The sequence below is a fragment of the Pseudomonas sp. BN505 genome, from assembly GCF_029873175.1.
GTDB classification, from domain to species: Bacteria; Pseudomonadota; Gammaproteobacteria; order Pseudomonadales; family Pseudomonadaceae; genus Aquipseudomonas; species Aquipseudomonas putida.
The window spans coordinates 1-22222 of sequence record NZ_SSOI01000010.1 but is presented as its reverse complement, the minus strand read 5'-3'; the positions used below and the strand labels follow the sequence as shown (position 1 = coordinate 22222).

The window sequence follows — 22222 nt, the reverse complement described above, 5'->3', positions numbered from 1 at the left end:
CCCGCACCTGTGTGACCCACTACCGTCCTTCCCAAAGCGACCGCGCAATACACACGACCCCGTCAAACAGAACCCTGGAAGTCCGTACCAACCCGCAACCCAGAAGCTCTCCCTTCTGAAGAGTTGCTTCAACCGTGAACTCTCCGGTGGGATGCTCGATCGACAAACGCATGCGGTCCTGAAGTGCCACGCCAGCAATTTGCGAAGCAACCGTCCCCGGTAGCGTGCAAGCCGTCGCCACGCTGACAGCGCCGAACACGCCAATGCTGGTATGGCAGCGATGAGGAATGAAGGTACGCGTGTTCAGCGTACCTCCCGAGGCAGCAGCGGACACCAGGCACATCTTGGGCACATTGCGCTGGCTGACATCGCCAAGATTCATGGCCAGGCCGGCCTGCCGTCGGATACTTCCCAGCCGCCCTCTCAACGCCGAATCGGCCTCCAGCTGTTGCGGGCTCTCGTAACCGCTACAGCCCAATGCCTCAGCGCGCATCAGTACCACAGGCATACCGTTGTCGATGCAGGTGACCGCGATGCCATCGAACACATCCTGCGTGTTGCCTGTCGGCAGCAACGCCCCACAGGTAGAGCCGGCAATGTCCTGGAATTCAATGACCAACGGTGCGCCGGCTCCCGGCACGCCATCAATCTTCACATCACCGGTGTAGTCGACGCAGCCGTCGCGTGTGCGCACATACGCAACCGCCATTTGCCCGGTGTTCTCCATGTAAATGCGAACGGGCGTGACCTCCCCCGCCGCGGTGACCAGCCCGCGCTCGATCGCAAAAGGGCCGACAGCAGCAAGGACATTGCCGCAGTTCTGACCATAGTCGACACGCGGCTCATCTACGATCACCTGTGCGAACAGATAATCCACATCAGCGTCGGGCCGGCGTGACGCCTTGATGATCGCGACCTTGCTGGTGAGCGGGTCTGCGCCACCTACCCCGTCGATCTGGCGACTGTCAGGTGAGCCCATGGCGGCCAACAGCACCCGATCGCGCAGCTCGCCCTGGTCTGGCAAGTCGCTATCCAGAAAGCACGCAGCCTTGGAGGTGCCGCCGCGCATCAACAGGCAGGGAATGCGTGTCTGGGCCATGTCTACTCTCCCAGTTCATCCAGGCTGTCGATGTACCGTAACCCCTTCTCGGCCAAGCGGGGACGCATGTTGTAGATGTCCAGACCGAGTTCGCCGCTGGCCAGGCGCAACGCCTTCTGCTCTTCCAGATCAGCACGCCGACGGGTCGCCTCCAGCACCTGCGTCACCTCATCGCGACGCACAATAACCACACCGTCATCATCCGCCACGACCACGTCACCGGGGTTGACCAGCTGCCCGCCGCAAATGATCGGTAAATTGACCGACCCTAGTGTTTCCTTGATGGTGCCTTGCGCGCTGACCGCCCGTGACCATACAGGGAAGCCCATTTGCCGAAGGGTACGGGTATCGCGCACCCCGGCATCGATCACCAGCGCACGAACACCATGCGCCTTGAGCGAGGTTGCGAGCAGGTCACCAAAGTAGCCGTCGGTACAGGGAGAGCTGGGTGCCACTACCAACACATCGCCAGGACGGCATTGTTCAACAGCAACGTGGAACATCCAGTTATCCCCGGGCGCCACCAGCACAGTGACGGCCGAGCCGCTGACAGAAGTGCCCTGCTGAATCGCCGATATCGAGGGTGCCAGCAACCCTTTGCGCCCTTGTGCTTCGTGGATGGTGGCAACACCGTACGCCGCCAGTTCGTCCACCAGGCCCGCGCCCGCTCGCTCGATGTTGCGAAGGACAACGCCGGTTTTTCCCACGAGCGTACTCATGCCAGGTTCTCCGTCACGCGCGGGAAGGTGCTCTGGTAGCCCTCGGCGTAGACAATGTTGCGGGCGCAGGTGATGCCAACGTTGCGCTTGGCCTGTACACCACGCTGCAGGGCGACACGTGTGTAGTACTCCCACAGGTGTTCCTGCCCGGCCATGCATTGAATCGCAGCGTATTTCTTGTCCCATACATCGGTGATGTCCAGGAACACATCCGGGCGCCACTCACACTGTTCCGGCTGATGCGGCTCAAAGGCATAGACCGGGGGTGCCCCGACAATTTTTTCGCCCGGTCGGTAACCTTCTGCCTGGGCGATGATCCTCGCTTCCTGAGTGAGGTTCATTGCCAGCGGATGGTCGTAGTTGTACGGGTCCTTCAGCGAGTGGCTGAGTACGAAAGCCGGCTGGACGCGGCGCATGACATCGGCCAGGCGGAACAGCGTGTCCGTGTCAGACCGCATGGGGTAATCCCCAATGTCGAAAAACTCCACACTTGCGCCAAGTATTTCGGCTGCAGCCATCGCCTCCTCCTGGCGAGCAGCTTTCACTTTGCCCTCACTCATGTCGCCCTTTCGCCAAAGCTTTGCAGACTCGCCCCGCTCGCCGTAGGACAGGCAAACGATGTGCACGTTGTAACCCTGCTGGGCGTGCAGCGCGATAGCACCACCTGCACGCCATACAAAATCGGCAGAATGGGCGCTGACAACCAATGCGTTTTGTTGAGATCCTGTCATTGCGAGTGCTCCTGTTTCGATAAGCACAGCTTCGCATTCGGTCTGACTGAAGCAGTAATGCGTTCGGGTGTATGGGGTATGCGTTTTCCTTATTGCCCTCCTCGTCTGGGATCGGCATAGTCAACGCACCTCAAGCAGAAAGTTGACTGTCTCAATGGAAACCAGAGAGCTGCCAGGCTTGATGCACGTGCGGGCATTTGTGCGCGTTGCGGAGCTCGGGAGTGTTTCCAAAGCTTCATCAGCGCTGTACCGCGCGCAATCAGTGGTTACACGCTCGATCTCCGAGCTGGAGGCCCGCTTGAATGCCCCTCTGTTCGAGCGTCACACCAATGGCATGCGCCTCACCGGCTATGGTGAGCGCGTGCTGCCGCGGGCGCGCAGGGTGCTGGAGGAGCTCGGTACTGTCCCTCGGCTGCTTGCCCCGGCAGACAAGCAGCCCGTGGAGCCGCTGTACCTGTTCCAGGTCAAGCGGCTGCAAATTTTCGTGAGCCTCTGCGAGACGCATCACATGCAGACCGTTGCGAACCTCATGGGCTTGACTCAGCCGGCCATCAGCTCAACGCTCAAGGTCATGGAGAGCGGCTGTGGGCAGACGTTGTTCGAGCGAACCCCTCGAGGCCTGCAACCTACCCGCACGAGCCACGAAATACTGTTCCCTATCCGGCGTGCACTTAACGAACTGCGCCACATGGAAACAGACATCTCAGCCCTTCAAGGCCAATTGCAAGGCGCAGTGCATGTGGGCGCCCTGCCCCTGGGCCGCACGCGAATCTTGCCTGCGGCCATCGTGCGCCTGATGGCCGCCCACCCCCATATCCAGGTGATTACCAACGAAAGCCCTTTCGACCTGCTGGCCACCGAGCTGCGCGCAGGCGATGTGGACTTCATCTTCGGTGCGTTGCGCAGTGCGGCCTACGCAAGTGACCTTACAGGAGAGAAGTTGATGTCCGAAGAAATGGTGCTTGTGGCCCGGCAACACCACCCACTCGCGAAAAGCCTGAACTACAGCGCGCTTTCAACCGCAAAATGGGTATTACCAAGGGCCGGTTCACCCGCGCGGCAGATGCTGGATGGATGTTTCACTGCACTGGGCATGGCCAGCCCACACCCGGTGGTGGAAAGCGCCGATATGGCCATCATCAGAGGTTTGTTGCTGCGTTCCGACATGATCGCAGCCGTTTCCGCACACCAGTTGGAGCAAGAAATAGCCTCTGGCGAGTTATGTGTCTTGCCTGTCGAGTTGAAACAGACTTCCCGCGCCATCGGGCTGACATACCGAAACGGCTGCCTGCACTCGCCAGTAGCGCAGGCTCTGATGGACATGATCCGCGCAGTGACGGGCGAGCAGGCAGCCGTCTAGAGAAATTGCTGTAAGCGCGCCGGCGATTTCGGTTATGGCTTGCCGGCCACCGAATACAGCACCTGCTGGTTGCGCGTCCTCATGAAGTCTTCCAGGCTCTGCCCACGCATCGCGGCGTACACCTGCAGGTTTGGCACCCCCACTACCGCAGCAAGCTTTTCCAGTACGAAGAAGATTGCGCCATACTGGATCAGCCCTCGCCAGTCACGGCGGCGTAACAGGTCGCATTCTTCTTCGCTCAAACCCGCCTCCTCAAAAAGCGCCTCTGGCGTTTCAAGAAAGCGACGGCGCCAGTCAGGTTCGATCATGCGGTGCAGAAACTTGTTCAGGCGGTAGCCCTTGGCGCTTCGCTCCAGCGTGAACGGGTAGGTTCCTTCGAGTTTGTCGATGCCGTCTAGCTGGTGCCGCATGTGCTTGAGGTGCCGGGCAGTGGTTTCGACGGGCACTGGCCGATCCTCATTCTCCAGCAGCAGCGTTGCAATACCTGTCATCGACGGCAGGTAGTAGTCCTGGTGCAGCTTCTTCACGTTGGATGACAGCGCACCTCGCATGATCAACCAGGTGATCACCTCTGCCCCTTCCAGCCCGCCTAACGTAGCGAATTCGGCCAGGGTCATTTCCGTGAGGCGCAGCGGGTCATGGACCAGCAGGTCCAGGAACTGCGCATCCCAATCGGGGTTGTTGAACCCGCAGCGCTCGCCATGGACCTGGTGAGAAACCCCACCTGTCGCCACGATGGCCACCTTGAAATCCTCTGGGTAACTTTCAATCGCCCGGCGCAGCGCCTGCCCCAGCTTGTAGCAGCGACGGGCACTCGGAATGGGGAATTGCAGCACGCCTACCTGTAGCGGAACGATTTCTACCGGCCAGCCGTCGTCGCAGGCAAGCAACGCAGACATGGGTGAGAAAAACCCGTGATCAAGCGGCTTGTCACGGAAAAACCCCATGTCGAATTCATCGGCCACCAGGCTTTCGCCGATGTGCCGGGACAGTGCCGCATGGCCATTCACCGCTGGCAGATCGCGAGGGTTGCCGCCCTCGTCTGCAACCTCATAACGCTCGTCGACGCCAAGGGTAAAAGCACCGTAATGGTCGAAGAAGAACGATGTCACGTGATCGTTGAAGATATAGAAGAGCACGTCGGGCTTTTTCTCATCGAGCCAGGCCTTGATTGGCTCGAACCCTTCAAAGATGGGGGCCCAAGCCGCATCTTGCTGCTTGTCGTGGTCGACCGCGAAACCGATAGTGGGTGTATGAGAGACGGCGAGGCCGCCGATGATACGTGCCATGGAATGTTCCTTTACTTGAATGAAGCTACTGGGCCACTGCAGCCTGGCTTGACCGGCGCCGGGCATGGCCGTTGGCCAGGATCGCCATCGCAGCGATAAAGGCCGGTACGCTCAACAACGCGAAGAGCACTGGAACAGCGAAGCCCATACTCAACACTGCGCCGCCAATGAGCGAGCCGAAGATCGCCCCAAAACGCCCGATCCCTAGCATCCAGCTGACCCCGGTAGCGCGAAAATCTGTTGGGTAGTAGCCCGGCGCGAAGGCGTTGAGCCCGGTTTGTGCCCCGCTCATGAAAAACCCGGCTGCAGTTACCCCAACGGCAAGCAGCGTCGACTCCAGGCTGGTGGCGCCCAGCAAGAGGATGCACAAGCCACCCAGCACATAAGCCCCGGCAATAACGCGATTGGGGTTGCGCCGATCCATTGCCCAGCCCACTGCAATTGCGCCAACGGTACCGCCGAGCTGGAACAAGCCTGTGATGCTGGCTGCCCGCTCGATGGACAAGCCACTGTCACGCAACAGTGTGGGCATCCAGCCCATGGTCAGGTAAATCACCAGCAGGCCCATGAAATAGGTGCTCCACAGCGCGAGCGTGCCGAAACGGAACTGACCGGTGAACAGCATGCGTACCGGTGCCTTGTGATTCGCTTGGCCCTCGCTGACGATGAACCGCGTAGCGGCAGTGAACGCACCACCGAGCCGGTTCAACACCTTGGCGATCTCGGCCGCAGGTGCATTGCGGGCAGCAAGGAACCGTGCCGACTCAGGCAACCACAACCAAAGAAGCGGAAGCAGTACCAGCGGCATGATGCCACCCGCGAGCAATACTGCATGCCACCCATACGCCGGGATCAGCCAGGCAGCCAGAAAACCGCCAAGCCCGGAACCCATGTTGAAGCCTGTGAACATGATGGTGATGAAAAGCGCGCGATTCCGCTCTGGCAGGTATTCAGACAGCAAAGTGGTGGTGTTCGGCAGCGCTGCACCCAAGGCTACCCCGGTGAGCAAACGCAGCAAGCCCAGCTCGTAGGGGTTGCGGGCAAAGGCGCAGGCCAGGCTCAGCACACTGAACCCAGTCACGGCGATCAGCAGCACCCGCTTGCGACCCAGGCGGTCAGCGTAAGGGCCCGCTGTCAAAGCGCCAATCGCAAGGCCTACCATGCCGGCGCTCATCACCGGGCCAAAAGCCGCACGGGTAAGGCCCCACTCCTGAATCAATGAAGGTGCGACAAAACCCATCACCGCCACATCGAAACCATCGAACAGAACAACCAGAAAGCACAGGGCCATGATGAGCCACTGATACCGGGATACTGGTCGGTCGTCGATCCATGCCTTGATATCGACCGCTTCGTTGCTCATGCTTTCACCTTCTTGTTTTTGTAGGGACCAAGCCGAGGCGATGGGCTTGCCGCGAGGGTAAGCGCCATCTGACTTATGGACGAAGGTGACTCTAAGGCGGGCATCCCTTCCCCGCCTCCATGAAATCCTTAAGCAGGTATCTGTTTTTCTTATTGGATGAATGGAGAGCCCGGGCTGCCCATCGAGCGGAAGGCTCTGCCAAGCAAAAAAAGCTGCACGCCCTTCATCGCAGGTATGCAATTGAGGACGTGCAGCCTTACGGTGCCCAGCTTCAGCGAGGCGATCTATCTACCGTGCGTCCTGGCAGAAGCGGTGAATGGCCTGGCAAGCTGCACGCAGCGACTCGTCATCCAGCGCATAAGCAATGCGCAAATAGCCCGGTAGACCAAAAGCACTGCCCTGAACGACTGCAACATTGGCCTCCTCCAGCAACGCCAGGGCCACAGCCTCGTCATTGACCAGTTCGCGACCAGCGGATGAGCGCTTGCCGATCAGCCCAGAGCAGTCGGCAAAAGCGTAGAACGCCCCGCCTGGCACCTCGCAACTGATGCCCGGCGCCTGGTTGAGCAACTCGACCATGAAATCACGGCGCCGCTGGAATACTTCGCGGCTGTGGGCGATGAAGTCTTTCGGACCGTCCAGGGCTGCGATTGCAGCGTGCTGCGAGATGGAGCAAGCGCCCGAGGTCTGCTGACCCTGAAGCTTTTCCATCGCCTCAAGCAGCCAGCGAGGGCCGGTAGCGAACCCGATCCGCCAACCCGTCATGGCGTAAGCCTTCGACACGCCGTTCATGGTCAGAGTCCGTGCAGCCAGCCGTGGTTCGACCTGGGCAAGCGTGAGGAAGTCACGGCCGTCAAAAAGCAGGTGCTCATAGATATCGTCCGCCAGAATCAGTACCTGCGGATGGGCCAGCAACACCTCAGCCAGAGCCTGCAATTCGTCGCGGTCGTACACGGCGCCCGTGGGGTTGGACGGTGAGTTCAGGATCAGCCAGCGGGTTTTCGGCCCGATGGCTTCGGCCAGCGCTTGCGGGGTCAGCTTGAAGCCCGACTCGGCGCCACAAGCGACGATCCGCGACTCGCCACCGCACAGTTCAACCATTTCTGGATAGCTGACCCAGTATGGCGCGGGGATCACAACCTCGTCGCCTTCGTTCAGGGTTGCGGCCAGGGCATTGAAGATGACCTGCTTGCCGCCACTGCACACCAGCGTGTCCTGCCAGCTGACATCAAGACCATTCTCACGCTGGTATTTACGTGCGATGGCTTCACGCAGCGTGCGAAGGCCGGCTACCTGGGTGTAACGGGTTTGGCCACTGTTGATCGCACTGATGGCCGCAGTACGGATGTGCTCCGGCGTATCGAAGTCGGGCTCCCCCGCGCAAAGCGATATGATCTTCGCGCCTTCTGCGCGGCGCGCAGCGACGCGGTCGATGATCTTGTAGGTCGCCGAAGGCTTGGCAGCCTCCAGGCGACGGTTCAGCGTTGCCAGGCTCACGCTTGCTCCTCCGGGTGGGAGAGGCCCATAAGGTCCATGGTGGTTTTGCCTTCGCGCAGCTTGCCCATGAATACCGCTTCTTTGTCCGCGCGCTTCTGCCCCTCCCGCAGGGTATGTTCAACGGCAGTGGCCGGAATGATGATCACACCATCCTCGTCCGCGACGACAAGATCGCCGGCGCTGACCTGCGCACCGCTGAAATCGAACGGCTTGCCGACGGAAGGCGTGGTTGCCTTGACGGTGCCTTTGACCGAGATGCCTCGCGCAAATACAGGGAAGCCATGTGCTTCGAGCGCAGCGATGTCGCGCACACCACCGTTGATCACCAGGCCAACGATGCCTGCCGCTTCCGCCGCCACCGTAAGCACCTCACCCCAATAGCCGGCCACGAAGTCGGCGCTATCACAGACCAGCACGCTACCGCGCGGCGCTTTGGCAACAGCCAGATGCAGACCCAGGTTGTCACCTGGCGAGCACTGCAGCGGGTAAGCCGGCGCGGCGATGAATGCGCCTTTCCAGACAGCGCGAATCTCGCGGTCGACCGCGCATGGCAGCCCGGACGCCTCGTACAGGGTGGAGCTGCCGAGGACCTTTGCAATGTTCTGGTAATCGTGTGGAAGGCTCATGATTGCTTGCTCTGAAGGGAGTGGTAACCGAGGGCGGCACGGGCTTCTTTGAGGCTCTTGCCAGCCGCAATCTGTTCGCGGATCTGCGTTTCAACGTGTTCGATGCGACGTGCCGTTTCAGCAACTTCCTGGGCACGGTCACGCGGTACAATGACGACACCATTGGCGTCAGCGACGACGATGTCCCGGGCACAAACCCGGGCATGGCCAACCGACACCGGCTGGTTGACGGCCACCACCTCGACGCGGTCCTTGCCGGTACGCATGAAGCGGCCTTTGCTGAACAGCGGGTAGCCTTCGCCCAGCGCCTTGTTCACATCGCGGCAGACACCATCAATGACCGTGCCGGCAATACCGCGGGCCAGGGCGTACTGGGTCATGATGTCGCCCCACACCGTGCAATCGGTACGGCCTTCGTTGGCGATGACCACAACGTCGCCTGGTGCTACTTCATCAATGAAGTCACCCACGGTGCCTGGCGGTGTGCTGGCACTGACATACTGGACAGTGAAGGCCGGGCCGACCACGACCTGGCTATAGTTGGCCAGCGGCGCGATACCAAAGGCCTGGCCGGGAAGGCCCAGCTTGTCCATCGCGTCGGACACCCCCGGGGTATCCAGGCCTTCGAACAAGGCGACCAGGTCTTTATCAGAAAGGCTCATATCAGTGCTCCACCTTGATGGCTTCGAATTGGGTGTCGTGCATCACTTCCTCGACCGAACGGCCTGCGCGGACGGCGTCCACCATGCCGGCCTGGCGACGGTCGATACGCTCGGCCAGGTCAAGCACCTTCTCGATGGCACCGGCCGGGACGAAAACGGTGCCGCATGCGTCGGCAATCACGTAGTCGCCTTCATCCACGTCAACGCCGGCCATGCGAATGGTGACGGCCGCGTCGATCTGGATGAGCCTGTTGCGCGCGCTGATCATGGTCACGCCACGGCCGTAGACCGGGTAACCGATGTCGGCGCTGCCGCAGATGTCGCGGCTGAAGCCATCGATGATCGAGCCACGGATGCCTTTGCGCCGGGCGGCGTTGGCCAGGATGTCACCCCAGCTGGAAATACCGTCAACGCCACCCGCAATCACCAGCACGCGGTCATCGGTGGTGATCTGTTCGATGACTGGGGTAATCAGGTGAACGGTGGGTGCCACGTCCTGCTTTGGCCCCAACTGCACGGTGCTGGCTCGGCCAACAATCTTCGGGCAGTTCCAGAGCGGCATCAGGCCGTTGGTGGCTCCAGGCAGTTGGAGGAAGTCCAGCGCGTCCGACACCGTATTGGTATCGAGCACAGCCAAGCGCTCAAGCGGGGCTTTCAAGCTCATCGGTTGCAGGCCTCTTGTAAGTGAGGCTTGAGTATCTGCGCGGGCATTTGATACGTATATTACGAAGAAGCTAAGCTTGTCATACCCCAAACCTATGGAAGAATGCCGTGATCAACTTTCGATTGATACGTCACCTGTGGCTGTTCCTGGCCGTTGCCGAGGACCAGAACTTCAGCCGCGCGGCCAAGCGGCTAGGCATGTCACAGCCGCCGTTGACCGAGCAGATCCAGGCGCTTGAACAGTCCCTTCGCATTCAACTGTTCACCCGCTCTCGCCGTGGCGCTCAGCTCACTGCCGCCGGGGCTGCAATCCTCCCCGCTGTGCGAAAGTTTGCTGATCAGCTGGAGCGACTGGAGTTGGCGGTTCACGAGGCAGTGGCAGGGCACGCCGGCGTGGTGACCATCGGGGCGATCACCTCGGCCATGATCGATGTGCTGCCCCAGCTGATCGAGCGGTTCAAGCAAGACCACCCGTTGGTCACGGTTTCGGTTCGAGAGATCGATAGCGCGGAGGCGATACCCGCGCTTGAGGCCGGCGATATCGACATCGCCTTTGCACGCCTTGAAGGCAACCTCGGCCGGCATCTGCAGTCCATGCCGCTGTCAGAGGATCGCCTGGCAGTCGCGATGCCCAAGGACCACCCATTGGCCGCCAGTGAAGCCATTGAGCTCAAGACACTTGCCGATGAAACCCTGGTGATGGCCTCACGAGACGTCAGCCCGGTGTATTTCGACTACCTGGTGGGGCTATGCAAGGCCAGCGGCTTCGCGCCGCGTATCGTGCATCAGGTCCGCTCTGTCACGGCGCAGGTGGCGTTCGTCAGTTGTGGCCAGGGCATCGCTTTGGTGCCCACCTCCATGGACAAGCTTGCTCCCGAAAATGTTTTGGTGCGGCCGTTGCAGCCAGAAGTGAAGGTTGTCACCACCGCCATGGCATGGCACGGCGTAAACGGTAACCCCTTGGTGGATGCGATGATTGACCAGGCCAAGCAGGTTTTTGCGTCATAGGCTGAGCATATGACAGGGTTCGCGGCTTCGTATTTTACAAAATTCAGGGTGGGCCCGACATTGGGGCCTCTGTAAAAGGAGTTCCCACCGTGGCAAACCCTGCTCGCTTCACTCACGAGAAACTGCCGTTGAACATCGACGGCGTACTGCTGGATCTGGCGGTGATCCATCGTTCCGGCCCCAAGGCACCTATCCTCTTCCTGCATGGGTTCGGTTCTACCAAAGAAGACTATGCCGACATCACGCTGCAGCCCGCATTCGAAGGTCATCCCTTCATTGCCTACGATGCGCCTGGTTGCGGAGAAACCGAATGCGCCGACCTCGCCCGCATCAACATCCCCTTGCTGGTGAAGACTGCCCAGGCTGTACTTGCACACTTTGGCGTCGACAGATTCCATCTGGTTGGCCACTCCATGGGCGGCCTGACCGGGCTGATGCTCGCTGATGCCGCTCCAGACCGAGTGCTGAGTTTCGTCGACATCGAGGGCAATATTGCGCCCGAAGATTGCTTCCTCAGCCGGCAGATCCACGATCACTCGCGCGAAGACGATTTGCGCTTTTTCCACGACTTCATCGAGCGCACCCGGCTTGCCGCTAATCCTGCCAGCGCACTCTATGCGGCCAGCCTGGCGCACAAGGTACGTACCGGGGCGGTGCGCGGCATCTTCGAGTCCATGGTTGAGCTGTCAGATAACGGCGGTCTGATGGAGAAGCTCCTGGCGTTACCCTTCCCGCGCCAGTACATGTACGGCGCAACCAACGCCCACCTTTCCTATCTGGACGACATCGCTGCCCAGGGGGTGCAACTGGCTTGCATCCCTGATTGTGGCCACTTCCCGATGTACTCCAACCCGGCGCTGATGTGGCAGCACATCAAGGCACTGCAAGACCGCGCCTGACCCCGTTCACCGGCTCCAACCCCTACACGGCTGCTTGCGGCCGTGTGTACCCGCACACCCAGTCATAATAACAATGAGGTTGCGTCATGCTCGAAGCCATCAATGGCTTTCTTTCGGGAAAGCTGCTTATCGTCCTGGTCGTCGGCCTGGGCGCTTATTTCACCGTCAAGACACGGTTTGTGCAGCTGCGCTATTTCCTGCACATGTTCAAGGTGTTCAAGGACAGCCTTACCCGCAGTTCGACTCAAATCAGTTCTTTCCAGGCCCTCATGCTCAGCCTGGCCGGCCGTGTCGGGGCGGGCAACATCGCCGGCGTCGGCGTGGCTGTAACCTTGGGCGGTCCTGGTGCGGTGTTCTGGATGTGGGTTACCGCACTGGTCGGGATGGCCACCACATTGTTCGAATGCAGCCTGGCGCAGTTGTACAAGCGCCACAACGGTAGCGGCCAGTTTCATGGCGGCCCGTCGTTCTATATCGAATACGGGCTGAACAAGCGTTGGCTGGGCGTTGTTATGGCGGTACTGCTGATCGTCACGTTCGGTTTTTCCTTCAATGGCCTGCAGTCACACGCAGTGACCCACTCTTTGCAGAATGCATTTGGCGTTGACCCAGCCTATTCCGGCATCGCCCTGGCCGCGGTGCTAGCGCTGGTGTTCGTGGGCGGCATCAAACGCATCGCCAGGGTGGCAGACCTGTTGGTACCGGTGAAAACGCTGGCCTACATAGCGGTCACCGTGTACGTCATTGTGCTGCAATTTGATCACGTGCCCCTGATGCTGGTGACCATCGTGAAAAGCGCGTTCGGGCTCGATCAAGCCTTTGGTGGCCTGATCGGCAGCGCAATCGTGATGGGTGTGAAGCGTGGCGTATTCGCCAACGAAGCTGGCCTGGGCAGTGCGCCAAACGTCGCCGCGGTGGCCGAAGTTCGGCACCCTGTCTCACAAGGTGTCGTGCAGGCGTTCAGCGTGTTTTTCGACACATTCATCATCTGCACCTGCACCGCTTTGCTGATCTTGTTGTCGGGCTTCTATACCGCTGGTTTCGCGGGTGACGGCATCGTGCTGACGCAGAACTCGCTTGCCGCAGTGGTCGGTGACTGGGGCCGCATCTTCATCAGCGTTGCACTTGCGTTGTTCGTGTTCACCTCGATTCTCTACAACTACTACCTGGGCGAAAACAACCTGAGGTTTATTCTGGGCAAGAACCGCAAGGCACTGCTGAGCTATCGCGCGCTGGTGCTGGCCTTGATTCTCTGGGGCTCGGTTCAGGACCTGTCCACGGTGTTTGCCTTCGCCGACATCACCATGACCCTTTCAGCGCTGGTGAACCTCATCGCCCTGGTCCTGCTATGCCGAGTCGGCCTGCGACTGCTCGCAGATTACGACGCACAGCGCAAAGCCGGAGTTGCCGAGCCGGTTCTCACCGCCAGTGCCTTCCAGGACCTCAACATAGACAGGACCATCTGGGGCAATGCTCCAGAGCAGGTCGCAAAAGATCAGGGCTTGGGTGTGCTCGAGCCTGAACCACCAAAAACATCCTGATTGGCAGGAAGCCCAGGCAACCGTAGTGGTTGCCTGGGCTTGGTGTCAGCTTCGTGCATTCGAATAATGGGTACCGGGCCGCAAGCCCGTGTTTTCTTCCACAGCCCCCGTTCCGTCGAGATAACCGTGCTTGCGTAGATCGGGCATGAGCACTGCGGCAATCAGGGTGATGACGCTCATCGCCGCCACGTAGTAGTAGAAGTACGACTCCACGCCCGCGCCACGCAAGGACAGCGCCACGTACTCGGCAGTACCGCCACACAGCGCGTTGCCCAAGGCATAGGGCAGCCCTACGCCCAGCGCGCGGACCGTGGCGGGGTACAGGTCCGCCTTCAGCACGCCGGTGACCGGCGTATAGAACGCAGCAATCAGGAGGCCCAGCATGACCAGCGCGAAGGCTTCGTACGGGTTGTTGACGGTCTTGAGACCCGTGAGCAACGGTACGATCAACAGGCTCGACAGCAAGCCGAAGGCAATCATGCTGTTTCGCGAACCAATCCTGTCAGCCATCATTCCAAACACCGGCTGAAGGCACATGAACACCACCAGCGCGGCTGTCATGATGAAGCTCACCGTCGACGGATCGAAGCCCGCCGAAACCACCAGGTATTTCTGCATGTAGGTGGAGAATGTATAGAAGTGCAACGAGCAACCGGCAGTGATGGCAATCGTCAGCAGCACGGCTTTCTTGTGCTTCATCAGCGCTTTTATCGAGCCCGCTTCCTTGTGTTTGGCGCCTTGGTGACTTGCCGTTTCAAGCATCGAGCGGCGAAGGTAGACCACCACCAGCGCACTTACTGCACCAATGAAGAATGGAATCCTCCAGCCCCAGGCCTTGAGTTCTTCGATGGGCAGTAGGTTCTGCAGCACAACCACAGTCAGCAACGCCAGCAGTTGCCCGGCAATGATAGTGAAGTACTGGAACGAGCCAAAGAAGCAGCGCTTGCCCGTACTGGAAATTTCGCTGATGTAGGTCGCACCGGTACCGTATTCAGCCCCTACCGAAAGGCCTTGCATCAAGCGGGCAATCAGCAACAGAACCGGCGCGGCCATGCCAATGGTTTCGTAGGTGGGCACGACCGCGATCATCAGCGAGCCCCCACACATCAGAAAGACGGAGATGATCATGGAAAACTTGCGGCCACGCGTGTCAGCGAGGTAACCGAAAATCCACCCGCCCAGGGGGCGCATGAAGAAGCCCACAGCAAAAATGCCGGCCGTTGCCAAAAGCTGTGTGGTCTGATCGCCCTGAGGGAAAAAAAGCGCGGCGAAGTAGATTGAGGTGTAGGCGTAGATGAAGAAGTCGTACCACTCCACCAGGTTTCCGGAACAGGCGCCGAGAATGGCGCGGATCCGTTGGCGATTGGTCAGGTTACGGATATCAGGCGCAGCAGGATTGTGATTGTTGGCGTGCATGGGGGAACTCCAGATCTGAGGCAAACGCGAGGCAAGAACAACAGCGTTGGTCTGCGTCGATCTACTGGCTCGGAGTCATCACAGGAAAAGCGGGCGGCAGTACGCGGGGCGATGGAACGCACATCATGGGGGCACCTTCTGGGATCTATTATTTTACAAGTCAGCGAAAGCGCACTGACTTTTATCCCGGGCAAAGCTACGCCCTCACCTGGGTAGCGGCCAGACCCGCTGCCCTCTAGCAGTTATGCCGCGATTGAATAGCTTGGCGCAGCCGTTTCAGAGCATGTGCCCCGCCCAGATGCCTTTGGCCACCAGCTCGCTGGCAATGTCCACAAAGGTCTGGCCGACGTAGCGTGTTGCGGGGCTTACCTGCCGATCGGCGGGCAGCACGAGTACCAGCTTGCGCATTGGCGTCGGGTCAACCAGCGGCGCGGCGCACAAGCTGCCGTCATCAAGGCGAGAATAGATGGAGGCCAGTGGCAATGCCGTATAGCCAAAACCATGACGGACCAGGTCGATCATCGCGCCGAAGGAGTCCGCCTCGACACTGGTGGTGATCTTGAAGCCTCGCTCGAGGGCGCACTGGTCCATGATCTTGCGCAGCCCATGGCGGGGGCTGGGCAGCACCATCTGTTCATTGGCCAATTCTGCGAACGGCACGGCCGTGTCCAGGTTCAACCTGGCCTCGGGAGGGCCAACCAGGACCAGGTTCTCCATCATTACCGGTTCGATTCGCAACGTGTGCAGTGGCTGCGGATCGTAGGAGATGGCCAGCTCCAGCTCGCCCCGCTGCAACCAGTCCAGCAAATAGCCGCTGAACGCCGATGAAAAGCGGATCGAGAGGTCCGGGTGAGTGTCGCGGATGCGTTGAACCAACGGCACAGTGACAATCTCGGCGATGGTCGGCGTGGTACCGATGGCGACCATGCCGCGAAATGCGGCACGGCCGCCGGCTACCGAGGTACGGATGGACTCGAGCTCGTCCATGATCCGGGTGGCCCGTTCAAGAACCTCGAGGCCGGCAGCGGTGATTTCCATACCGCGGCCATGCCGCTCGAACAGGTAGACGCCCAATTCCTTTTCCAACTGCCGAATCTGCCGGCTCAATGCAGGTTGCGCCACATGGAGCCGGTCCGAAGCCTTGCTCAGGCTGCCAAGTTCGGCCACATGGATCAGGGTTTTCAGTTGCACTACGTCCATCGGTCAACCACTGGCAAAGAAAGGGGCGCCTCTGAACGGCGTTTTCACAGTCTAAAGACAGGTTCGGGGACCAGCTATAGAATTTGAGCATAGCAGCTAGCACCAAAGGCATACGCCACGGCGCGACTGGGCTATCGATACCTCAGACTGTTGAAGACCCTGCCGCCCCCTGTGTTGTGCCGCGATCGGTTGCCGGCTGTGTATCCGGGTCCTGCAGCTCCCCTTCCCACTTGGCGACCACCGCCGTGGCGATCGAGTTGCCTACGGCGTTGGTGGCCGAGCGACCCATATCGAGGAATGTGTCGATGCCCAGAATCAGCAGCAGCCCTGCTTCGGGAATATCGAACTGCACCAGCGTCGCCGCAATAACCACCAGTGATGCACGCGGCACCCCGGCAAGCCCCTTGGATGTAAGCATCAACGTCAGCAGCATCAGGATCTGCGTACCAAGGGTCATCTCGATGCCGTACGCCTGGGCGATGAACAGCACAGCGAAGGTGCAGTACATCATCGAGCCATCGAGGTTGAAGGAATACCCCATGGGCATGACAAAACTGGAAATCTTGCGGCTTACTCCGAATCGGTCCAGCGCCGAGAGCAGTTTGGGATAAGCCGACTCGGAACTCGCCGTGGCGAATGCCAGCAGGAAGGCCTCCTTGATCAGCGCCAGAAGCGCGAAAACCCGCCGGCCCAGGAACAGCGCCCCAGCCATTATCAGCAACAGCCAAAGCACCATCAGCCCCAGGTAGAAGTCGCGCATGAACACCGCGAACGTTGCGAGGATCGACAGCCCGTTAACCGCGACTGTGGCGGCCATCGCTGCCATGACAGCCAGCGGTGCCAGCTTCATGACGTAGCCCGTAATGAGAAGCATGGCCTGGGCCAACTCGTCGGCAAGGCGCACGAGGCCCTTGGCTTTTTCGCCCAGGGCCGCCAGGGCTACACCAAAGAACAGTGAGAACACCACAATCTGCAGGATCTCGTTGTTGGCCAGGGCCTCGACGAACGACCTGGGCACCAGATGCGTGACAAACGCCTTGAGGGTGAAGGCAGATGTCTGGAGGGAAGTGGTTGCGCTCACGTCCGGCAAAGGCAGTGCCAGATGATGCCCTGGCTGCAGGATGTTGGCCATCATCAGGCCCACCGCCAATGAGAGCAGCGAAGCCGTCAGGAACCACATCATCGCTTTGCCAAAGACTCTGCCCACCGCACCGGCGTCGCCCATGTGAGCAATCCCCACCACCAAGGTGGAAAAGACCAGCGGCCCGATCAGCATCTTGATCAGCCTCAGGAATACGTCCGATATCACCGAAATGTACCCGGCAGTCTCGGTAGCAGCTGCCTTGTCAGGGCTGGTGAGGAAAATGACATAGCCGATCACCACACCAAAAAACATGGCGAGCAGTATCCAGCCCGCCAGCGGTAGTCTGAATTTCATTGAGCACCTTTATTCAACCAATAGGGACCGTCACCGCCAGAGCGGTGCACTACGGAACGAAGTAGGACAGTGCAAGATGCCGGAAACAGCATGGTGAGGATAGTGTATCGGCCAATGGCGACTCTGCAGCGGTGAGCCACCCGGCGAGCGTGCGCAGGTAACGAAGCAACATGGAAAATCCTCGTTCTTATTGTTGTTTTGATTCGATAGCGGCGCAGCCGCGACCGAGCAGGCAACCTAACGTTTTCACCTGCTGTCCAGAAGCGCTGAGCGCGTCTATCAGCTATGCCCGCTTTATATAGCCACTGGCGGGCCTGCCCGGGCGTTGCTTCACATGACGCGGCAGTCAGTTGCACTCAACGTCGATGACCTGTGGCATGCCCTCACCTATGCCGCTACGGCATATCTCAAAGAAAAAAACGGTAGTCGTCCTGCGCCGCATCTCGCCGCATGATGAGGAAAAACAAAAGCAGCACTGCCGGGAGATACCCATGTCATCGCAAGAAGCTGAACAGAACTGGCAAGAGGACGTGTTCCGTGTTCTCAAGGCCCACGACGTCAAGCACGTCGTATTCGTACCGGACGCTGGCCACTCGGCGTCTATTCGCATGTCCTATGCAGACCCCGACATCAAGGCCGTTGTGCTCACCACGGAAGAAGAAGGCATTGGCTACCTGGCCGGCGCCTGGCTGGGTGGGGAACGCGGCGCGCTGCTGATGCAATCGAGCGGTGTCGGCAACTGCATCAACACCCTCGCCTTGCAGAACTGCGCTGGTTTCCCCCTGCTGATGGTAGTGACCATGCGGGGTGACTGGGCTGAATTCAACGCTTGGCAAAACCCGATGGGTCAGGCCACTGAAGCCTCCCTGAACCTGATGAAAGTGATGACCTGGCGCGCTGACAAACCTGAGGATGTGGCCCCACTGCTGCATGGCGCCGCCACCATGGCCTTCAACGGCGATGCCGCCACCGCCCTGCTGCTTGGTCAGCGCCTGATCGGAGAAAAGAAATGGGTCAAGTAAGCGCCAACCACGTGCTTTGCCGCCGAGAGGTCGTCCGTACCTTGCTCGCCGATCGCAATGATGTGCTCGTCGTCACCGGCCTGGGCTCTGCCTCCTATGATGTGATGGCCGCGGGTGACCACGACAACAACTACTACCTTTGGGCGGCCATGGGCAGTGCCATTACCGTGGGCTTGGGCCTCGCCAATGCGCAGCCGGACAAAAGCGTGGTGGTTGTCACGGGTGACGGTGAGCTGCTGATGGGGTTCGGCGCACTGGCCACTGTTGCACTGCAGCAGCCGAAAAACCTGACCATCGTGGTGCTGGACAACGGCCACTTTGGTGAAACCGGCATGCAAGTCAGCCACGCCGGCTTCGGCATCCAGCTGGACCGGGTCGCTGAAACCTGTGGCTTTGCCTGGACCCAGGAAATTCGTGAAATGGACGGGGTCCATGCCCTGCGTGAGCGTTTCGCCAACCGGGACGGGGTCAAGCTGGCCACGGTGAAGATCAAAGCCGAAAACCCGCCACGTGTACTTCCGCCGCGTGATGGCCAATACATCAAGAACCGTTTCCGCGCCGCCCTTGGCTTGCGGCCTATTTGACCGTGTTACAGGGTCGGGCCGGCGGCCGAACCACGATGACGCTGCCGGCCTGCCCCACCCTGGAGAATGATGATGATCGACAACAATCAAGAAGAACTCAACGCCATTCGTGAGGGTGTACGTGCCCTGTGTGGAGATTTCCCGGCCGAATACTGGCGCAAGGTCGACGAAGAAAAAGGCTTCCCTGAAGCCTTCGTCAGAGCCATGACTGAGGCCGGCTGGCTGTCGGCGATGATACCCGAGGAGTTTGGCGGCTCCGGCCTGGGTCTGGCCGAGGCCTCGGTGATTCTTGAAGAAGTCAACGCCTGCGGCGGCAACTCCGGCACCATCCATGGCCAGATGTACAACATGTTCACCTTGCTGCGTAACGGCAGCGAAGAACAAAAGCGCTACTACCTGCCCAAACTGGCCAGTGGCGAGCTGCGCCTGCAGTCGATGGGCGTAACAGAGCCGACCACCGGCACCGATACCACCAAGATCAAGACCACGGCGGTTCGCAAAGGCGACAAGTACGTGATTAATGGCCAGAAAGTGTGGATCTCTCGCGTCCAGCATTCTGACTTGATGATCCTCCTGGCGCGTACCACCCCGCTCGCCGAGGTCACCAAGAAGGTCGATGGCATGTCGATTTTCCTGGTCGACCTGCGTGAAGCCATCGGTAACGGCCTGACCGTACAGCCGATTGCCAACCTGGTGAACCACGAAACCAACGAGCTGTTCTTCGACAACCTGGAAATCCCTGCCAGCAGCCTGATTGGCGAAGAAGGCAAGGGTTTTCGCTACATCCTCGACGGGCTCAATGCCGAGCGTACCTTGATCGCCGCCGAATGCATCGGCGATGGCCGCTGGTTCATCGAGAAATCCAGCCAGTACGCCCGTGATCGCGTGGTATTCGGCCGCCCGATCGGCCAGAACCAGGGCGTGCAGTTCCCCATCGCTGAAGCCCACATCGAAATCGAAGCCGCCGACCTGATGCGCTGGCGAGCTTGCGCCGAGTACGACAGCGGCCGCAACGCTGGCGCCGCCGCGAACATGGCCAAGTACCTGGCGGCCAAAGCCAGCTGGGAGGCCGCCAACGCATGCTTGCAGACCCACGGCGGCTTCGGCTTTGCCAATGAATATGACGTCGAGCGCAAGTTCCGCGAAACCCGCCTTTATCAGGTCGCGCCCATCTCAACCAACCTGATCTTGTCCTACGTGGCCGAACATCTGCTGGAACTGCCACGTTCGTTCTGACCCGGGTCCCCCTCGCCAACCGTGAGGGGCCTGCCATAACAAGAGAGACATCAATCATGAGTCAGCCCATTCGCCCACTTGACGGCATAACCGTCATCAGCCTCGAACATGCGATCGCAGCGCCCTTCTGTACCCGTCAGCTGGCCGACCTGGGTGCTCGGGTGATCAAGGTCGAACGCCCGGGCAGTGGCGACTTCGCCCGTGGGTACGATGAGCGCGTCAATGGCCTGGCCTCGCATTTCGTCTGGACCAACCGCTCGAAAGAAAGCCTGGCCCTTGACCTCAAGCAGGATATCGCCGGGGACATCCTTGACCAGCTACTGGAGCAAGCCGATGTGCTGGTGCAGAACCTGGCGCCAGGCGCGGCCGCCCGCCTTGGGTTGAGCTTCGAGCAATTGCACGAGCGCTTCCCGCGGCTCATCGTCTGCGACATCTCCGGCTATGGCGCTGGGGGCCCCTACGAGCAGAAAAAAGCCTATGACCTGCTGATCCAGAGCGAAGGCGGTTTTCTTTCGGTCACCGGTGGGCCCGGCGAAGACGGGATGGCCAAGGCGGGCAACTCGATAGCTGATATCGCTGCCGGTATGTATGCCTATACGGGCGTCCTCTCGGCCGTACTGTTGCGGGAAAAAACCGGCATCGGCAGCCACGTTGAAGTTTCGATGTTGGAGAGCCTGGTGGAGTGGATGAATTACCCGCTCTATTACGCCTACGAGGGTGCCCCGCCACCGCCTCGCGCTGGTGCAGCGCACGCCACGATCTATCCATACGGCCCATTCCCTATTGGCGATGGCAGCACCGTGATGCTCGGCCTGCAGAACGAACGGGAGTGGCAGCTGTTCTGCGAGCATGTGCTGATCCGGCCGGAGCTTGCGGATGACGATCGGTTTTCTGCCAACTTCAAACGCGTGGCCAACCGCGACGCCCTGCGAGCGTTGATCATCGAGGCTTTCGCCCCATTGAGCTTCGATACCGTTATTCAGCGGCTGGACCAGGCCAGCATTGCCAACGCCAAGGTAAACGACATGCAAGGTGTCTGGGAGCACCCACAGCTAAAAGCCCGAGATCGCTGGCGGCGCATCGATACGGCCGCAGGCAGCGTTCCCAGCCTGCTCCCACCCGCCACCAGCAATGCCTTTGCACCACGCATGGGCCCGGTGCCCGCGCTTGGCGAGCATAGCGAAAACATCCTTGCCGAACTTGGCCTGACGCATGAACGAATTCAACAGCTGCGCGCTTCAGGGGTCATCTGACCCCTCTTTTTAACGCCTGTTGTGAAAGCTCAAGAACAGAGTATTACTGCTTATGAAAGTGCTGGTCGCTATCAAACGTGTGGTCGATTACAACGTCAAGGTTCGCGTCAAGGCGGACAACTCCGGCGTCGACCTTGCTAACGTCAAGATGTCCATGAACCCCTTCTGCGAAATCGCCGTGGAAGAAGCCGTACGCCTGAAAGAAAAGGGCGTGGTTAGCGAGATCGTGGTCGTCTCCGTGGGCCCGACCGCCGCCCAGGAGCAACTGCGTACCGCCCTGGCGCTAGGCGCCGACCGTGCCATCCTGGTCGAAGCCGTCGATGAGCTGAGTTCCCTGGCCGTGGCCAAAGCGCTGAAAGCCGTTGTCGACAAAGAGCAGCCACAGCTGGTCATCCTTGGCAAGCAGGCCATCGACAGCGACAACAACCAGACCGGCCAGATGCTGGCCGCGCTGACCGGCTACGCCCAGGGCACCTTCGCCTCCAAGGTCATCGTTGCTGGCGACAAGCTGAACGTCACCCGTGAAATCGATGGCGGCTTGCAGACCGTATCGCTGAACCTGCCAGCCATCGTCACCACCGACCTGCGCCTGAACGAGCCACGCTATGCGTCGCTG

General features: G+C 60.0%; 21 protein-coding genes. 9 read left to right on the top strand and 12 right to left on the bottom strand.

What is annotated here, in order from left to right; all coding sequences use genetic code 11:
- Window positions 1-19: 19 nt before the first annotated feature.
- Genes E8E78_RS00150 through galB form a run of 3 tightly spaced genes read right to left on the bottom strand, consistent with a single transcriptional unit; the run spans window position 20 to window position 2549 of the window.
- A complete protein-coding gene (locus tag E8E78_RS00150) occupies window positions 20-1099 on the bottom strand; it encodes a 4-oxalomesaconate tautomerase (RefSeq protein WP_059394862.1) in 1080 nt (359 codons plus the stop codon).
- A 2-nt stretch (window positions 1100-1101) separates the two neighbouring features.
- Complete coding sequence (locus E8E78_RS00145) at window positions 1102-1818, bottom strand: 4-carboxy-4-hydroxy-2-oxoadipate aldolase/oxaloacetate decarboxylase (RefSeq protein WP_114942179.1); 717 nt, start codon at window positions 1816-1818, stop codon at window positions 1102-1104.
- Complete coding sequence (galB, locus tag E8E78_RS00140) at window positions 1815-2549, bottom strand: 4-oxalmesaconate hydratase (RefSeq protein ID WP_114942178.1); 735 nt, start codon at window positions 2547-2549, stop codon at window positions 1815-1817. Before galB ends, E8E78_RS00145 begins: the two co-directional genes overlap by 4 nt.
- 154 nt (window positions 2550-2703) lie before the next feature.
- On the opposite strand from galB, the gene E8E78_RS00135 reads away from it, so the two are divergent.
- Window positions 2704-3909, top strand: coding sequence for a LysR family transcriptional regulator (locus E8E78_RS00135; protein WP_114942177.1), 1206 nt, complete (start codon window positions 2704-2706; stop codon window positions 3907-3909).
- Between the two features lie 32 nt (window positions 3910-3941).
- Here E8E78_RS00135 and E8E78_RS00130 read toward each other — a convergent pair whose 3' ends face one another.
- The 6 genes from E8E78_RS00130 to E8E78_RS00105 all read right to left on the bottom strand — a co-directional run bounded on the left by E8E78_RS00130 (window position 3942) and on the right by E8E78_RS00105 (window position 10010).
- Window positions 3942-5198: a gallate dioxygenase gene (locus tag E8E78_RS00130; protein ID WP_059394858.1), complete on the bottom strand. Its 1257-nt coding sequence runs from the start codon at window positions 5196-5198 to the stop codon at window positions 3942-3944.
- 25 nt (window positions 5199-5223) lie between these two features.
- Window positions 5224-6561: an aromatic acid/H+ symport family MFS transporter gene (locus E8E78_RS00125; protein WP_059394857.1), complete on the bottom strand. Its 1338-nt coding sequence runs from the start codon at window positions 6559-6561 to the stop codon at window positions 5224-5226.
- Window positions 6562-6849: 288 nt separating this feature from the next.
- Window positions 6850-8058 carry a pyridoxal phosphate-dependent aminotransferase gene (locus tag E8E78_RS00120; RefSeq protein WP_059394856.1) on the bottom strand — a complete coding sequence of 403 codons (1209 nt, stop codon included), beginning with the start codon at window positions 8056-8058 and terminating at the stop codon, window positions 6850-6852.
- The gene (locus tag E8E78_RS00115; protein WP_059394855.1) at window positions 8055-8684 is read right to left on the bottom strand and encodes a dimethylmenaquinone methyltransferase; all 630 of its coding nucleotides are present in this window, start codon (window positions 8682-8684) and stop codon (window positions 8055-8057) included. The genes E8E78_RS00120 and E8E78_RS00115 overlap by 4 nt, the downstream gene beginning before the upstream one ends.
- Window positions 8681-9346: an RraA family protein gene (locus E8E78_RS00110; protein WP_059394854.1), complete on the bottom strand. Its 666-nt coding sequence runs from the start codon at window positions 9344-9346 to the stop codon at window positions 8681-8683. The genes E8E78_RS00115 and E8E78_RS00110 overlap by 4 nt, the downstream gene beginning before the upstream one ends.
- Window position 9347: 1 nt before the next feature.
- Window positions 9348-10010, bottom strand: coding sequence for an RraA family protein (locus tag E8E78_RS00105; protein ID WP_016499722.1), 663 nt, complete (start codon window positions 10008-10010; stop codon window positions 9348-9350).
- Window positions 10011-10117: 107 nt separating this feature from the next.
- Here E8E78_RS00105 and E8E78_RS00100 point away from each other — a divergent pair, with 107 nt between their 5' ends.
- The 3 genes from E8E78_RS00100 to E8E78_RS00090 all read left to right on the top strand — a co-directional run bounded on the left by E8E78_RS00100 (window position 10118) and on the right by E8E78_RS00090 (window position 13457).
- The gene (locus E8E78_RS00100) at window positions 10118-11017 is read left to right on the top strand and encodes a LysR family transcriptional regulator (protein ID WP_059394853.1); all 900 of its coding nucleotides are present in this window, start codon (window positions 10118-10120) and stop codon (window positions 11015-11017) included.
- An 89-nt stretch (window positions 11018-11106) separates the two neighbouring features.
- Window positions 11107-11916: an alpha/beta hydrolase gene (locus E8E78_RS00095; RefSeq protein ID WP_059394852.1), complete on the top strand. Its 810-nt coding sequence runs from the start codon at window positions 11107-11109 to the stop codon at window positions 11914-11916.
- Window positions 11917-12002: 86 nt separating this feature from the next.
- Entirely contained in the window at window positions 12003-13457 is a 1455-nt protein-coding gene (locus E8E78_RS00090) for an alanine/glycine:cation symporter family protein (protein ID WP_016499725.1), read from the top strand.
- Between the two features lie 45 nt (window positions 13458-13502).
- On the opposite strand, the gene E8E78_RS00085 is transcribed toward E8E78_RS00090, so the two are convergent.
- The 3 genes from E8E78_RS00085 to E8E78_RS00075 all read right to left on the bottom strand — a co-directional run bounded on the left by E8E78_RS00085 (window position 13503) and on the right by E8E78_RS00075 (window position 17511).
- A complete protein-coding gene (locus tag E8E78_RS00085) occupies window positions 13503-14873 on the bottom strand; it encodes an MFS family transporter (protein ID WP_059394851.1) in 1371 nt (456 codons plus the stop codon).
- Window positions 14874-15149: 276 nt separating this feature from the next.
- Window positions 15150-16073, bottom strand: a complete 924-nt coding sequence (locus E8E78_RS00080) for a LysR substrate-binding domain-containing protein (protein ID WP_016499727.1) — start codon at window positions 16071-16073, stop codon at window positions 15150-15152.
- 142 nt (window positions 16074-16215) lie between these two features.
- Window positions 16216-17511, bottom strand: a complete 1296-nt coding sequence (locus E8E78_RS00075; RefSeq protein WP_059394850.1) for a dicarboxylate/amino acid:cation symporter — start codon at window positions 17509-17511, stop codon at window positions 16216-16218.
- A gap of 491 nt (window positions 17512-18002) precedes the next feature.
- On the opposite strand from E8E78_RS00075, the gene E8E78_RS00070 reads away from it, so the two are divergent.
- The 5 genes from E8E78_RS00070 to E8E78_RS00050 form a co-directional block, all read left to right on the top strand.
- A complete protein-coding gene (locus tag E8E78_RS00070) occupies window positions 18003-18533 on the top strand; it encodes a thiamine pyrophosphate-binding protein (RefSeq protein ID WP_019470870.1) in 531 nt (176 codons plus the stop codon).
- The gene (locus E8E78_RS00065; protein WP_059394849.1) at window positions 18521-19117 is read left to right on the top strand and encodes a thiamine pyrophosphate-dependent enzyme; all 597 of its coding nucleotides are present in this window, start codon (window positions 18521-18523) and stop codon (window positions 19115-19117) included. The genes E8E78_RS00070 and E8E78_RS00065 overlap by 13 nt, the downstream gene beginning before the upstream one ends.
- Before the next feature lie 75 nt (window positions 19118-19192).
- A complete protein-coding gene (locus E8E78_RS00060; RefSeq protein WP_162801865.1) occupies window positions 19193-20353 on the top strand; it encodes an acyl-CoA dehydrogenase family protein in 1161 nt (386 codons plus the stop codon).
- Window positions 20354-20409: 56 nt separating this feature from the next.
- Window positions 20410-21606 carry a CaiB/BaiF CoA-transferase family protein gene (locus tag E8E78_RS00055; RefSeq protein WP_059394847.1) on the top strand — a complete coding sequence of 399 codons (1197 nt, stop codon included), beginning with the start codon at window positions 20410-20412 and terminating at the stop codon, window positions 21604-21606.
- Between the two features lie 52 nt (window positions 21607-21658).
- Window positions 21659-22222 (top strand): electron transfer flavoprotein subunit beta/FixA family protein (locus E8E78_RS00050; RefSeq protein ID WP_280312298.1); only part of this gene is annotated, 564 nt, incomplete at its 3' end.